Here is a 14798-nt window from a genome sequence, read left to right on the forward strand (position 1 = left end):
TCTCGTCGATCCGCAGGAACCATCCATGCCAGAAGTCGCCGCCCGTCCGTCACGCGTCGCGCCCCTCTTCGCCCTCCTTCCCTTCCTGCGTCCTTATGCGGGGCGATGGGCGCTCGCCTTCCTCGCGCTCGTGACGTCGGCGAGCGCGACGCTCGCGCTGCCCGTGGCGTTCAAATACCTGATCGATCGCGGCTTCGCGAGCGGGAACCGCGCGCATATCGACCGCTATTTCATTGCGCTCTTCGTCGTTTCGCTGATCCTCGCCGCGGCGACGGCGCTGCGCTTCTATTGGGTGTCCTGGCTCGGCGAGCGCGTGACCGCCGATTTGCGGCGCGCCGTGTACGGCCACGTGATACAGATGAGCCCGCAGTTCTTCGAGACCACGCAAACGGGCGAGGTGCTCTCGCGTCTCACCACCGACACGACCTTGATCCAGACGGTAGTGGGCACCAGCCTGTCGCTCGGCTTGCGCAACGTGCTCCTGATGATCGGCGGCGTGGCAATGCTGGTCGCGACGAGCCCCGTGCTGTCCGGCTACATCATCGCGACACTGATCGTGGTCGTCGCGCCCATCGTCATCTTCGGAAGGCGCGTGCGGCGGCTCTCGCGCGCGAGCCAGGACAAGGTTGCGGACGCAAGCGCTTTGGCGGGCGAGGTGCTCAATGCGATGCCGACCGTGCAGTCGTATTCACAGGAGGCATTCGAGGCAAAGCGCTTTGGCGGCGCGGTGGAAACGGCGTTTGAAACCGCGCTCAAGCGCATTCGCGCACGCGCCGGGTTGACGGCCGTGGTGATCGTGTTCGTGTTCGCCGCCATCGTGTTCGTGCTCTGGCTCGGCGCGCAGGCGGTGCTGGACGGCGAGATGACGGCCGGCCAGCTGTCCCAGTTCATTCTCTATGCGGTGTTCACGGCCGGCGCCGTTGGCGCGGTAGCCGAGGTCTGGGGCGATCTGCAGCGCGCCGCCGGAGCCACCGAACGCCTGCTGCAACTGCTCGCCGCGCGCTCGCCCGTGGCGCAGGCCGCGACCACCGTGCCGCTTCCCGCGCTCGGAGCAGGCATCCGCTTCGACAACGTGAGCTTCTCCTATCCGTCGCGGCCCGGCACTGCCGCCCTCAGCGAATTCTCGCTCGACGTGCGGCCGGGAGAGCACGTCGCCCTGGTGGGACCGTCCGGAGCGGGCAAGACCACGCTCTTTCAATTGCTGCTGCGCTTTTATGATCCGCAGTCGGGCAGCATCGGCATCAACGGCGTGCCGACGCAGCAGGTGTCGCTCGCGGCGTTGCGCCAGGCCATCGGCGTGGTGCTGCAGGAGTCCGTGATCTTTTCGGGCAGCGTGCTCGACAACATCCGCTACGGCACGCCGGATGCCACGCTCGAAGCCGTCCAGCGCGCCGCCACGATGGCCGCCGCCGCGGGCTTTATCGAGGCACTCCCGCAAGGCTACGACACGTTCCTCGGCGAGCGCGGCGTGCGCCTTTCAGGCGGCCAGCGTCAGCGCATCGCAATCGCCCGCGCGATCCTCAAGAACCCGCCCATTCTGCTGCTCGACGAGGCCACCAGCGCGCTGGACGCCGCGAGCGAGCGGCTCGTGCAAACGGCGCTGGACAATGCTGCGCAGAACCGCACGACGCTCGTCATCGCGCACCGCCTCGCCACGGTGCAGCAGGCGGACCGTATCGTCGTCATGGAAGAAGGCCGCATCGTCGCGCAAGGACGCCATGGCGAATTGCTGCAAACTTCACCGCTCTATGCGCAGCTCGCGGCGCTGCAGTTTGAAACGCAGCACCACGCGGCCCCTCGCAATTTCCATCACAACGCGATATAAAATGAGCGGTAAAAGAACGTCTCAAACCCTGCCGCTCGGAATGAAGCGATAGCACCGCAAAGCACTTCCAAACGAACCGGCGCTGTCACCGTCCCGGCTCTGTTGGGGCACGGTTTTTGCGCGCCACCGGGACTCACGGCCTTGCGATTTTGCAGATGGCCATATCGCCCACGTGTTTTGGGGGTGCGCAATGAATGCCGATCAATCAGGAGCCCCGCTCCTTTCGGAGGAAGACGCCCATCGCCAGCTGCGCCGCGCTGTCATTGCCAGCACGATCGGCACGACGATCGAATGGTACGACTTCTTTCTCTACAGTACGGTCACCGGGCTCATTTTCGCGAAACTGTACTTTCCTGAATCCGACCCGCTCGTCGGCACCCTCCAGGCCTTTCTGATCTACGCCGTGGGCTTCGTTGCCCGCCCGGTCGGCGCGGCCATTTTCGGCCACTACGGCGACCGCGTCGGCCGCAAGGCCACGCTGATCGTGACGCTGCTGCTCATGGGCTTCGCGACCTTCGCCGTGGCCTTTGTTCCGACTTATGCGTCGATCGGGATCTGGGGCGCGGTTCTGCTCACGGTGCTGCGCTTCATACAAGGTGTAGGCGTAGGCGGCGAATGGGGCGGCTCGGTGCTGATGTCGATGGAATGGGCGCGCACCAATTCGCACCGTGGCTTCGTCGCTTCGTGGCCGCAATTCGGTGTGCCGGCGGGACTCTTTCTCGCCAATCTCGCGGTGCTGGCCATCAGCCGGATTTCCGGCGATAACTTCACGACATGGGGATGGCGCGTGCCGTTTTTCCTGAGCATCGTGCTCGTTGCAATCGGCCTTTATATCCGGTTGAGCATTCTCGAAACGCCGATTTTCGCGAAGCTTCTCGCCGAACGCAGGATCGAGAAAACGCCGATGCTCGAAGTCATCCGCCGCCAGCCCAGGGACATCCTCCTTTCCGCGCTGGCGCGCATGGCCGAACAGGCGCCGTTCTACATCTACACCGCCTTCGTTTTCACTTACGGCGTCAAGACGCTGCACGTTTCGCGGGACCTCATGCTCACGGCCGTGATGGCGGCCGCCGTGCTGCAGCTCGTGACCATTCCGCTATTCGGGCACGTATCCGACGTGATTGGCCGCAAGCGCATGTACATGATCGGCGCCGTAGCCGTGGGCCTATTCGGCTTCATTTACTTCGCGATGGTCGATACGAGAAATCCGGCCTGGATTTTCGCGGCCGTCGTGCTTTCGCTCGTGCCGCATGCCATGCTCTATGGTCCGCAGGCGGCCCTCATCGCCGAATCGTTCACGGGGCGGCTGCGTTACAGCGGCGCCTCGCTCGGCTATCAGCTGGCTTCGGTGATCGCGGGCGGTCCCGCACCGTTGATCGCCACCGCGTTGTTCGCGTACTACCGCTCCGGCTACGCGATCGCCATCTACATTCTCGCGTGCGCGGTGATCAGCCTCTTCGCCGCCTGGCGCATGGGCGATTACACCAACAAGGACATTTCGCTCGAATACGACGACATGCGCACACAACGCGATCGCGGGCACGCTTCGCGGCCAGCATGAACGACGCCTGAAAAACGAAGCGCGCCCCTGCCTCATGATGAGCAGGGGCGCGCGCAGGTCATGCCGCTACAGCTTGCGATCCCGGGCGATCAGATCTTCGGCGCCGTGTCGAGCGCGAGACCCGTCACCGGATCGAGGTACAGCTTGCGGTCGTCGTGACCTTTGCCGCGGCGATCGAAGTCGAACATGCCCATCATGCTGCCCGACGTCGCATCGAACGAACCGCCGCCAATACGCTTGCCCTCAAGCCAGTTGTCCTCGATGAAGCGCACCACGGAGGCCTGGTCGATCAGCGTGTGGTCGACGTAGTTCTCCTTCGCCCACGGCGAGATCACCACGAACGGAATGCGCGTGCCGGGGCCGCAGCGGCCGTTCACCGGTTTGCCGTTCAAGCCGTTGGGCGCCGAACCCGTGCCGCAGATTCCGGGGCCATCGAGCTGGTCGGCAACCGAGTCGAACGATGCACTGGTCGGCAGCGCGTAGGCGTGGTCGTACCAGCCATCGGAGTCATCCCACGTCACGACAACGGCGGTCTCGTCCCATTCCTTCTGCTGCTGCAGGAAGTTGACCACCTTGGCGACGAAGGCCTGCTCGTCGAGCGGATCCGAGTAGCCAGCGTGACCGTCCTGGTAGGCCGGGGCCTTCAGGAAGCTCACGGCCGGATAATTGCCCGCCTTCACGGCATTGAAGAAGTCGTCGGAATCGTACTGGTGGTTCGCCGGATCAGGATTCCCATCCTTGCCCCTGCTATGCCCGATCGCGGCAATCGAGCTCGGGCGCAGATGCTGCGGATTCGACGTCGAAGCGTAGTACTGGAACCAGTTGTGATGCGGAATATAGTCGGCCGTTGCGGAGCCGACGACCGTCGACAGCGTGCTGCGCTTGCAGCCCGTCGTGCCGTTGCTGTTCGTCGTCGCGAGGTTGAAGCCGCCCATGAAGCCGCCCCACGAGATGTTGCGCTCGTTCAGCAGATCGCCGATGTTCTTGCCTTGCATTTGCGCCTGGTCGGTCGCGCTCGAGCAGAGATCGTAGGCCGGGTCGACGTCATTGATCATCGTGAAGCCGCCCTGGCCGTCGTTTACGTAGTACGAACCGGCAGCGGACGGCTGCTTCGTTGTCTTCACAACCTTCATGCCGTTGGTCTGCCCCGCGATCACTTCGAGCGCGCCCGGCGTCGAAGGCCCGTAGGTCGACGTGTACGCGTTGTCGCTCATCGCGAAGTGCTGCGCGTAGTTCCACAGCGCGGTGACCGTGTTGCCGTCGTAATAGCCCATCACCTGGCCCGTCGTGCCGAACGCGCTGGCCCCGCCGCTCGTGCCTCTACCCGTGTACTTCGGGAAGAGATCGGCCGCGCCGTTGTCGTAGGCTTGCTCCTCCGCCGTGTAGGCGTGGTTCTGGTCGGCCGTGGCCGCCTGCGTGCGATCGAGGCGGAAGGGATTGGACGCGCCCGCGCCATTCGCGGGATTCGTGTTCGGGTTGCTCGTCAGCAGCGTGCCCGAAAGGCCGTTCACCGAGGGCGTGCCGGGCTGCGCGTTGAACGCCGGCTCGCCGGACGGGTTGGTTGCGTGCGGATAAGTCGCGAAGTAATGGTCGAACGAAACGTTCTCGCCGTAGATCACGACCAGATGCTTGATCGGCGTGGCGGTGCGACCTTCGTGCGGCTGGTGGTTCCAGTCATGATCTTCACTGGCACTCCACGCGATTGTCGATGCGAACGCTGCAGCGGTGAGCGAACCCACTGCGATGTGACGCCATTGCATATTCGGCTCCAGGTTGGATTCGTATTGTCGGGATCACCGCGAAGCCGAGGCACAGGGAGGATCTAGTCCGCATCGTGGCGTCCATGCCAGTCGAATACGGTGGCTACACGGCTAGGGGATTAGAGCATCGGGGTATGAACACCTGGAGACAAACACCTTACGAAATATTTTCGATTGGGTGAGCCTGGCGTTCGAATCGGCGCAAGGGCGCGGCTTTGCGGCGCGAGCCAATGACCAGAAGGATGCGCTGGTTAGCAAACGAGGTGAAACGGGAACGGGGGAGTTGTGCGGACACGGGACGCGTCGCTGGTCACGCTGCAACGCTGCCGCGCTTAGATGAAGCTGAGGCCCCCGTTGACGGCAATCGTCTGTCCGGTGACGAAGCCGTTGCCGACCACCATCATCACGATCTGCGCGACTTCCTCTGCAGCGCCCAGCCGTCCGACGGGCAGTCGCTCGGCGATGTTCGCTGCCTTCAGCGGCGCGGCCATTTCGGTGTCGATGGGCCCCGGTGCCACGGCGTTCACGGTGATGCCTTCGCGGGCCACGCGCGCCGCATAGCCGCGAGTGAGGCCTTCGAGGCCCGCTTTCGACGCGTTGTAGTGAACACCGACCGCCCCGGCGCCGCGCGCCGCGACCGAAGAGAGATTGACGATGCGGCCCCAGCGGCGAGCGCGCATCCCAGGCAACACCGCCTGGGTGCAGAGAAACGCCGACTTGAGATTGACGGCGAGCGTATGGTCGAATTCGGCTTCCGTGAGCACGTCGATGTCGCGGAATGTTCCCGTGCCCGCGTTGTTCACGAGCACGTCGATCGCACCCAGGCCGCCTTCCACCTCGGCGACCATGCGCGCGACTTCATCTGCCGCCGATACGTCGGCGCGCACCGCCAACGCGCGACCCCCGGCGCCTTGAATCAGCGTCACGACCTGCGCGGCCTCGTCCGCGCGCTGCCGGTAATTCACGGCGACAGCCGCGCCGGCCGAGGCCAGCGCAACGGCGATGGCGCGTCCAATGCCGCGCGACCCTCCGGTCACCAGCGCAACGCGATTATTCAGATCGGGCAGCAGAACGGGCATATCGGCGGGCATGGCGGATTCCTCTCTCCAGCAAAACACTCCTGATTCACGATGTTTTCCGCGCAAAACACCCGTTTCGCGCGCTCACGGCGCCGTGCCGATGCCGCCGCCCGGGCCTGCCAGTTCACCGTATTCGCTCATTGCCGGGCCTTGCGCGGCATGGCGGGCGCTCGCGCGGCCGTGGCGAGCCAATGTGCCTTTGCGCAACCGTGCACGGCGCCGCGGACCGGAAACCGGGTCCATGTAAAACATGACGAGCGTGCCTGCCGCGGCCGCTGCCGCAAGATGGATCAGAGCCTTCATGGATGCCTCTCGATGGTTGCAACGCATGCAAAGCGCGGACATCGGCGCGTTCGCTGCAATGGCCCCAAACGCCGGTTCATTCGGTCCGCGCCCACATTATGCCGCTGAGACGGCGCTGCCATCGCGGCGTTGCCGTACCTTTCGGAAATGCCCCACGGCGCGGGGCGTTTGGGCTCTGTGGCGGGAACGGCACGTTCAACTAGTATTTGATGTTCCGCTTTTGCTGGCGGCCTTCCTGCTTCGTATTGCGCTTGTCTTGCCGGCATTGGGCGTTGCTCTTCTCGTTCGCGGCCCGGCAGTCGACCTTGGTCGAGCGCGCCTGTTGTTTGGCCGCCTGGTTGACGTTCCTGCCTTGCTGGCGCTGTTGCGACTGAGTGGTTGCAAGCGCGCCGCCCGATAGCGTGAGGAGTCCGGCTGCGGCCAGCATTGCAGCGGTGCGCATCCAACGTCCGCATCCTGATTCGACCATTTTCGCTCTCCCTCGTTGTCTGGTTGAAACGGCGGTCAACTGGCGCTGAGCGGCCCGGTGCAGAGAGCACTCACTGGGCTGAAGAGAATGCGCAGGCAGGGCCGGTCAGCAGCCATGGATGGTGGCAGGCGCGAAAACGGCGTCAATTGGACCTTAGCCCTACGGCATGCAGAGAGGCGCGCAACGGGAAGCAGGCGCACCTCGCGCCTTCAGGCATCCCCCTCATCCCACCGCTCGTCCCTCACCTGCACGACGCCGGCCTCCACGCGCACCGCGAATACCGCAACGTCTTCATACGCAGGCGGTGCAAGCACCTTCCCCGTCTTGATGCAAAAACGCGCGCCGTGGCGCGGACAAATGACCACATCGTCCTCCACGTCGCCGCCGGTGAGCACGCCGCCGTCGTGCGGACAGGTGTCCTCGATCGCGTAACAGGTCCCGCCGAGATTGAACACCGCGACCTGTGTGCCGTCCACGTCCACGCTGCGCACCGAGCCCGGCGGAAAATCGCTCAATGAGGCCACGTCCACCCAATCTGCCATGTCAAAGCATCCCCAGTTGCAGCAGGGCCGCTTCGGACATGCGCGCTCGTGTCCATGGCGGATCCCACACCAGCTCGACACTCGCCGCGCTTACGCCTTCAACGTCGCGCACGCAGTCTTCGACGGTCGCCGGAAACGTCTGCGCAACGGGGCACCCCGGCGCGGTCAGCGTCATGTGGATCGTCACGCGCCCCGCCTGTGCATCCACGTCCAGCCGATAAACGAGCCCGAGATCGTAGATATTGACCGGAATCTCCGGATCGAACACCGTGCGAAGCGCCTCGATCACGCGTTCGCGCAAGGCGCTGCTCGCGGCCGAATTGGGTTCATTGCGCGGGTGGCTCTGCAAAGTGCTATCGGTGCTCATCGTCATGCCTTTCCTTGCACGCGTGCCGCGCGCTCATTCGGTGGAGACCGTGCCGCGCTCGTCGCGCAACGCGGCGTGCAGCGTATGCCACGCGAGCGTCGCGCACTTGACGCGGGCGGGAAACTCGCGCACCCCTGCCAGCACCGCCAGCTTGCCGAGCCCTTCATCGGGCACGGGCCGGTCAGCGGGCGCCGTCGCCATTGCGTGGAAGCGTTCGAATAGCGCTTCCACTTCCGCTTGCGTGCGGCCCTTGAGCGCCTCAGTCATCAACGAAGCCGAAGCCGTTGCGATCGCACAGCCCGCGCCCTCGAACCCGGCGTCCTTGACGACGCCCTCTTCGATACGCAGGTACAACGTGATGCGGTCGCCGCACAACGGGTTGTACCCTTCGGCGCAATGGTTCGCGCCGGGCACGGCGCGGCAGTTTCGCGGCCTCCGGTAATGGTCGAATATGGTTTCCTGATACAGCTCGCGTAGATTGCTCATAGCGGGAACATCTCCTCCACGCGCGCGAGGCCGTTCACCAGCGCGTCGATGTCGGCGCGCGTGTTGTACAGCGCGAACGAGGCGCGCACCGTGGCGGGCACGCCATAGCGCGCCATCACCGGCATCGCGCAATGATGTCCCGTGCGCACCGCCACGCCGCACTGATCGAGTATCGTGCCGATATCGTGGGCATGCGCGTTGTCCATGACGAACGAGACGATACCCAGCTTATCCATGGCAGTCCCAATCATTCTCACATGTCGATTCGCTCGGAGCGCATCGTCCGCATAGGCGAGCAGATCGGCCTCGTGCCGCTGCGCCGCTTCAAGGCCAATCGCGCTCACATAATCGAGCGCCGCCGCAAGCCCGATCGCCCCCGCGATATCCGGCGTGCCCGCTTCGAAGCGCCACGGAATGACGTTGTACTCGGTCTTCTCGAAAGTCACGGCGCGTATCATGTCGCCGCCGCCCTGCCACGGCGGCATGACCTCGAGCAGCGCGGCCTTCGCGTACAGCGCGCCAATGCCGGTCGGCCCGTAGACTTTGTGCCCCGAGAACGCATAGAAGTCGCAATCGAGCGCGGTCACATTCACGCTCAGATGCGCGATCGCCTGAGCCCCGTCGATCAGCACCGGCACGCCACGCGCATGCGCAAGCTCGATCAGCCGCGCGACCGGATTCACGGTTCCCAGCGCGTTCGACGCATGCGCGAGCGCGACGATGCGCGTGCGCGCCCCGAGCATGTGCTCGTATGCATCGACGTTGAGCGCCCCCTCATCGTCGATGGGGACCACCTTCAGCACCGCTCCTGTCTGCGCGCAGACGAGTTGCCAGGGCACGATATTCGAGTGGTGCTCCATCGCCGTGATGAGCACCTCGTCGCCGGGCTGCAGGCGCGGCCGCGCGAAGCTTTGCGCGACGAGGTTGATCGCCTCGGTGGTACCGCGCGTATAGACGATTTCCCGCTCGCTAGCCGCGTGAATGAAGCGCGCAATGCGTGCGCGCGCGCCTTCGTACGCATCGGTCGCGCGCTGCGACAGCAAGTGCACGCCGCGATGGACGTTGGCGTTGTCATGCTCGTAATAGGCCTCTATGGCGGCAATCACGCTCGCGGGCTTTTGGGTGGTGGCGGCGTTGTCGAGGTAGACGAGCGGCCGGCCATGCACGCTTTCGCGCAAGATCGGGAAGTCGCGACGCCATGCCATCACGGTTTGCGCGTCGGGAAGACTCACCGGTTCGATCAGGTTCATGAAAGTCCCCGCAGGCATTCGCCACCGGGCAGGCGCGCCAGCAATCGCTGCGTGAGCCGGCTGCGCAGCGCCGCATTATCCACGCGGTCCACACTCGCGCGCGCGAACGCCCATACGAGGAGCGCGCGCGCCATGCGTTCGTCGATACCGCGCGAGCGCAGATAAAAGAGCGGATTCTCGTCCAACTGGCCGACGGTCGCGCCGTGCGTGCATTTCACGTCGTCGGCGTGAATTTCCAGTTGCGGCTTCGTGTCGATCTCGGCGTTGCGCGAGAGCAGCAGGTTGTCGTTTCCCTGGTGCGCGTCGGTCTGCTGCGCGTCCTGGTGAACGATCACGCGGCCATCGAACACGCCATGCGACGCACCATCGAGCACGCCCCGGTAGTATTCGCGGCTCGTGCCGCGCGGCATTTCGTGGTCGATACGCGTGTGGTGGTCAACGTGCTGCCGCGCGGTGACGAAGTACAAACCGTTCAGATCGACGTGGGCGTCTTCTGCGCCGAGCCGGGTGTCGATCTGCGTGCGCGACAGCGCGCCGCCAAACGCGAACGAATGCGAGGTGAACTGGCTCGCCCGTTGCTGCGAAACGCCGATGTGCGCGATATGAAAGGCGCTGCGAGCCTCCTGCTGGATTCGGCAATGCTCGACCCTGGCTTCGTCGTCGACGATGATCTCCGTTTCGGTATTGACGAGATAGGCTTCGTCGCTGATGCCGGTGAACTGCTCGACGATCGAACAGCGCGCGCCCCGTTCCGCCACCACCGCATTGAACGAATGCATGGCGAGCGTGGCTTCGCTGCTGAAGAACAGCACATGGATCGGCCAGTCTATCGCGCAGCCGGGCGGCAGCACGACCACATAGCCGTCGCTGCGAAATGCGGCGTTGAGCGCCGCGAAGCCGTCCTCCGGCGCGCGGCGCGCCATGATCGCCTCCAGACGATCAGGAATCCTGCGCATGGCCTGGGCGAGCGAGCCGATGAACGCCCCTTGCGGCAACGGCGGCAAAGACGACAGCTTCGGCACGTGGCGGCCGTTCACGAACACGAGCCGGCCAGCCGCCTCGGCGGGCACGAGATCGTCGATCAGGCGCGCGTAGTCGGCATGTGTGCCATCTGATGGCACGAAATTCCAGTGCGGTTTCGTAATCGGCGTCACGTTGGTGTATTTCCACGCTTCCAGTTGCGTACCGGGAAAGCCCAGCGTTTCGAAACGGTCGAACGCGTGGCGCCTCGCCTTGCGCAACCAGGGCAGCTCGACGCCCGCCAATGTTCCCGCCATCGTGCGGAAAGCCCCGCGGTAATGCTCGCGCGTTGATTCGCTCATCGTTGCTCCCTGCCGGACGCGGGGTATGCCGCCCCGGCTTCCAGCCCATCATTTTCGTGCGCACCGAGCCAGCCATAGCCCTTGCTTTCCAGTTCGCGCGCAAGCTCGCTCGTGCCGGAGCGCACGATGCGCCCCTGCGACAGCACGTGCACGTGGTCCGGCACGATGTAGTCGAGCAAGCGCTGGTAGTGGGTAACCAGTACGATGGCCCTGTTGGCGTCGCGCATCTGGTTCACGCCGCGGGCGACCACTTGCAGCGCGTCGATATCGAGGCCGGAGTCGGTCTCGTCGAGTATGGACAGACGCGGCGCCAGCACGGTCATTTGCAGCACTTCGTTGCGCTTTTTCTCGCCGCCCGAGAATCCTTCGTTCACGCCGCGGTACAGGAGGTCTTCCTTCATTTCCATGTCCGCGAGCTTCTGCTTCACCAGGGCGAGAAAATCCATCGCGTCGAGTTCCGGCTCGCCGCGATGCCTGCGCTGCGCATTGAGCGCGGCCTTGAGCAGATAGATATTGCTCACGCCCGGTATTTCCACCGGATACTGAAAGGCGAGAAAGATCCCCCGGCGCGCGCGTTCATCGGGCGCGAGCGCGAGCAGGTCGCAGCCGTCGTACTGCACGCTGCCCCCCGTGACCACGTAATGCTCGCGCCCCGCCAGCACATGGGCGAGCGTGCTCTTGCCGGAGCCGTTCGGCCCCATGATCGCGTGCACCTCGCCCGCATTCACGTGCAGATCGAGACCACGCAGGATCGGCTTGTTTTCCACTTCGACATTCAGATTGCGGATTTCCAGCATTCGTCGCTCCCTGTCAACCTACACTGCCCTCCAGGCTCACACCCAGCAGCTTCTGCGCTTCCACGGCGAACTCCATGGGCAGTTCCTTCAGGACGTCCTTGCAAAAGCCATTGACGATCATCGACACCGCGTCTTCTTCGGAAAGCCCGCGCTGCTGACAATAGAACAACTGATCTTCGCCGATGCGCGACGTCGTGGCTTCGTGCTCGACCTTCGCGCTCGGATTCTTCACCTCGATATAGGGAAACGTGAAAGCGCTGCATCGATCGCCGAGCAACAGCGAATCGCACTGGGTGTAATTGCGCGCGTTCTGAGCCGAGCGCGCCATTTTCACGAGCCCGCGGTACGCATTCTTGCCGCGCCCCGCCGATATCCCCTTCGAAATCACCGTGCTGCGCGTATTGCGCCCGATGTGAATCATCTTCGTGCCGGTGTCGGCCTGCTGGTAGTGATTGGTGAGCGCCGCCGAATAGAACTCGCCAATGGAGTTATCGCCCTGCAAGATCACGCTCGGGTATTTCCATGTGATGGCGGAGCCGGTTTCGACTTGCGTCCACGAAATCCTGGCGTTGGCTTCGCGGCAGTCGCCACGCTTGGTCACGAAGTTGTAGATGCCGCCGCGTCCTTGCGCGTCGCCGGGGTACCAGTTCTGCACCGTCGAATAGCGGATTTGCGCGCCCTCCAGGGCAACGAGTTCGACCACGGCGGCGTGCAGCTGGTTTTCGTCGCGCATTGGCGCGGTGCAGCCTTCCAGATAGCTCACATAAGCCCCTTTGTCGGCCACGATCAGCGTGCGCTCGAACTGGCCCGTGTTGCGCGCGTTGATGCGAAAGTACGTGGATAGCTCCATCGGGCAGCGCACGCCCGGCGGGATGTAGCAAAACGAGCCGTCGCTGAACACCGCCGAATTGAGCGTCGCGAAGAAATTGTCGGTGTAAGGCACGACCGAACCCAGATACTGGCGCACGAGGTCGGGGTGATCGCGCACCGCATCGGAAAACGAGCAAAACACAATGCCCAGCTCCCCGAGCTGCCGCCGGAATGTCGTGGCGACGGAAACGCTGTCGAACACCGCGTCCACGGCCACGCCCGCCAGCATTTCACGCTCCTGAAGCGGCACGCCCAGCTTTTCGTACGTTCGTAGCAGTTCCGGATCGACTTCGTCCAGACTCGTCGGCCGCGTCGCCTGCGTGCGGGGCGCGGAGTAGTAGGCGATGTCCTGGAAGTCGATCGGCGGATGCTCGATGCTCGCCCAATGCGGCTCCGTCATCGTGAGCCAATGCCGGTAGGCGGCGAGCCGCCATTCGAGCATGAACGCCGGTTCCTGCTTGCGCGCGGAGATGAGCCGGATGACGTCTTCGGATAAGCCGCGCGGCAAGGTGTCCGCCTGCACGTCCGAAACGAACCCGTGCCGGTATTCCCGCCGCAGCATTTCCTCGATTCTGGTCGCGTGTGTATCCATGACGTTATTACGGTCTCCTTGATACTCAGGATTTCATTCTAGAGCCGCTGTCAAAACCCTGGCATGGCCGGGGTTAAGCGCGCTCTGGCGCAACGCGTACGGGTGGAAACCCAGGCATGCGCGATGCGAAAGACCCTGCTGACGTTGGAGGAACGACAGCGCATGATGGGCTCACTGTCGATATGGTCGCCTTCGAGGCGCTCACTGCGGCTGGCTACGCGAGTTGCGTCATTCAACGCCGGGACACTGGTCCTTACCTGCTGCCGCGCGATACGCCCCCGCGCCATTCGCGAAGTCCTCCATGAATACGACCAGGGGAAAAAAGGAGCAGCCATGAACTCACATGAGGCACTCATCTGGGGCGCGATCGTCTGCATGCCGCTCGGCGCCGCTTGCATGCTCCCTGCCGCGCAGGCCCAGACCGAAGCGCATCCAACTGACCATTCGGCAGCGCCTCCGATGGTGAAACCCCCAGCGGCGGCTCCGGGCGCAGCGAGTGCAACGAACCCCGACAACATGCCCGTAAAGAAGCCGAAAGGCCCCGCCGCGAACGACGACATGATGCGCAGCGACCCCGCCAGCGCGTCCAAGGCGAAATAGCGGAAAAAGAGTTAACGCGAGCCGCGCAAAGCTCTACCCTTAAGCAAGGGTGAACCCGCAAAAACGGTCGCCCCTGAACAATGAAACTCGCGGAGGACCAGGATGAGAATCGAATTTACGAGTCGCCGTCACGCCGTGGCGGCCGCGCGCGTTGCGTTCGAGGCCCACGTGGATGACCGCCCGGTATGGTGCAGCGTATCGCTCGATGCGCTGAACGATCGCTTCGGCAATACCGGCACTTCGGCGCATGCACTCTTGAGCGCGTTCGAGGCGAATCGCCCCAGCATCGAGCTGGCAGCGCGCCATGCACTGGAGAAAAACGGGGGGCAGTCGGTAGAACTGGAAACGCGCGATCTCGAATGAGTCGCTGCTAGTGACCGCCGCGCCGCGCGCTGCCGTGCGGCGCCATTCATGTCGCACACCGCACTATCCATGCGCTTCTGGCGATGAGCTTCGCCAATCGCCCTGGCCGGCGAGCTTTGCGCCGCCGCGGTGTCCACGTGGGACGGCTTGCCGTTGACATCCGCTCGTGATGTCCGGCCGGCTTGACGGCTCAACTGTCGGGCGGCCGTGCGGGCACCTCCTGCCAGCCGCCGGGGCAGGACTGCACGTAGGGGTAGTAGGTCTGGGACGCCACACAGTAGTACCAGACGCCGAATTGCGGCGCGCCGCCGCCCTGTCCACCCTGTTGCTGGTACGGGTCGTATACGGCGGGGGTGCTGCCTTGATCCTGTACCTGGCCTTGCTCGATCCATTGCGTGGGTTGCGAGAAGTCGCCGGAAACGTATGGGTAATAGACGCTGGCGACATACGGCGGATAGTAATACGGATAGAACGGATAGCCGTAGACGAAACCCGGGCCGAAGTAGAAGCCGACGCTCGCCGAACCGCAGCAGCCATACCAGCCGTGAGAGTGGCCGCCATGGTACCAGCCGTAGCCGTGGTAGTAACCGCCGTGATAGTAACCGCCATGGT

15 protein-coding genes and 1 pseudogene are annotated in these 14798 nt (G+C 64.2%); 4 read left to right on the forward strand and 12 right to left on the reverse strand.

The genetic code is table 11. The features are described from left to right. The first annotated feature begins 25 nt into the window (after nt 1-25). Both VSR34_RS34660 and VSR34_RS34665 read left to right on the forward strand, forming a co-directional pair. The gene (locus VSR34_RS34660; RefSeq protein WP_342964792.1) at nt 26-1825 is read left to right on the forward strand and encodes an ABC transporter transmembrane domain-containing protein; all 1800 of its coding nucleotides are present in this window, start codon (nt 26-28) and stop codon (nt 1823-1825) included. Between the two features lie 190 nt (nt 1826-2015). Beyond that, nucleotides 2016-3386, forward strand: coding sequence for an MFS transporter (locus VSR34_RS34665; protein WP_028212509.1), 1371 nt, complete (start codon nt 2016-2018; stop codon nt 3384-3386). Between the two features lie 89 nt (nt 3387-3475). Here VSR34_RS34665 and VSR34_RS34670 read toward each other — a convergent pair whose 3' ends face one another. From VSR34_RS34670 to sufB, 11 genes are all read right to left on the reverse strand, one after another. Then, a complete protein-coding gene (locus VSR34_RS34670; protein ID WP_028212508.1) occupies nt 3476-5146 on the reverse strand; it encodes an alkaline phosphatase family protein in 1671 nt (556 codons plus the stop codon). Between the two features lie 332 nt (nt 5147-5478). Further along, nucleotides 5479-6225 (reverse strand): SDR family NAD(P)-dependent oxidoreductase, encoded by a 747-nt coding sequence (locus VSR34_RS34675; protein ID WP_028212507.1) that lies wholly within the window; start codon nt 6223-6225, stop codon nt 5479-5481. Between the two features lie 84 nt (nt 6226-6309). After that, entirely contained in the window at nt 6310-6528 is a 219-nt protein-coding gene (locus VSR34_RS34680) for a hypothetical protein (protein ID WP_028212506.1), read from the reverse strand. A 199-nt stretch (nt 6529-6727) separates the two neighbouring features. After that, on the reverse strand, nt 6728-6997 hold the full coding sequence (locus tag VSR34_RS34685) for a hypothetical protein (protein WP_042289915.1): 270 nt from the start codon (nt 6995-6997) through the stop codon (nt 6728-6730). A gap of 209 nt (nt 6998-7206) precedes the next feature. After that, nucleotides 7207-7539 carry a non-heme iron oxygenase ferredoxin subunit gene (locus tag VSR34_RS34690; RefSeq protein ID WP_028230899.1) on the reverse strand — a complete coding sequence of 111 codons (333 nt, stop codon included), beginning with the start codon at nt 7537-7539 and terminating at the stop codon, nt 7207-7209. Between the two features lies 1 nt (nt 7540). Further along, nucleotides 7541-7906, reverse strand: a complete 366-nt coding sequence (locus VSR34_RS34695; protein ID WP_342964793.1) for an SUF system Fe-S cluster assembly protein — start codon at nt 7904-7906, stop codon at nt 7541-7543. Nucleotides 7907-7939: 33 nt separating this feature from the next. Further along, entirely contained in the window at nt 7940-8392 is a 453-nt protein-coding gene (sufU, locus tag VSR34_RS34700; RefSeq protein WP_342964794.1) for a Fe-S cluster assembly sulfur transfer protein SufU, read from the reverse strand. Beyond that, on the reverse strand, nt 8389-9642 hold the full coding sequence (locus VSR34_RS34705; protein WP_342964795.1) for a cysteine desulfurase: 1254 nt from the start codon (nt 9640-9642) through the stop codon (nt 8389-8391). The genes sufU and VSR34_RS34705 overlap by 4 nt, the downstream gene beginning before the upstream one ends. Further along, nucleotides 9639-10964: a Fe-S cluster assembly protein SufD gene (sufD, locus tag VSR34_RS34710; RefSeq protein ID WP_342964796.1), complete on the reverse strand. Its 1326-nt coding sequence runs from the start codon at nt 10962-10964 to the stop codon at nt 9639-9641. The genes VSR34_RS34705 and sufD overlap by 4 nt, the downstream gene beginning before the upstream one ends. Further along, complete coding sequence (gene sufC, locus VSR34_RS34715; protein WP_342964797.1) at nt 10961-11761, reverse strand: Fe-S cluster assembly ATPase SufC; 801 nt, start codon at nt 11759-11761, stop codon at nt 10961-10963. Before sufC ends, sufD begins: the two co-directional genes overlap by 4 nt. A gap of 13 nt (nt 11762-11774) precedes the next feature. Beyond that, nucleotides 11775-13223, reverse strand: coding sequence for a Fe-S cluster assembly protein SufB (gene sufB, locus VSR34_RS34720; RefSeq protein WP_028212498.1), 1449 nt, complete (start codon nt 13221-13223; stop codon nt 11775-11777). 333 nt (nt 13224-13556) lie between these two features. Here sufB and VSR34_RS34725 point away from each other — a divergent pair, with 333 nt between their 5' ends. Beyond that, entirely contained in the window at nt 13557-13823 is a 267-nt protein-coding gene (locus VSR34_RS34725) for a hypothetical protein (RefSeq protein ID WP_036019257.1), read from the forward strand. A 102-nt stretch (nt 13824-13925) separates the two neighbouring features. Continuing rightward, on the forward strand, nt 13926-14186 hold the full coding sequence (locus tag VSR34_RS34730) for a DUF1488 domain-containing protein (RefSeq protein WP_028212497.1): 261 nt from the start codon (nt 13926-13928) through the stop codon (nt 14184-14186). Between the two features lie 190 nt (nt 14187-14376). Here VSR34_RS34730 and VSR34_RS34735 read toward each other — a convergent pair. Beyond that, a pseudogene (locus VSR34_RS34735) lies at nt 14377-14798 on the reverse strand (hypothetical protein); the annotation flags it as partial.

This window comes from Paraburkholderia sp. JHI2823 (assembly GCF_038900695.1).
Classification (GTDB): domain Bacteria; phylum Pseudomonadota; class Gammaproteobacteria; order Burkholderiales; family Burkholderiaceae; genus Paraburkholderia; species Paraburkholderia mimosarum.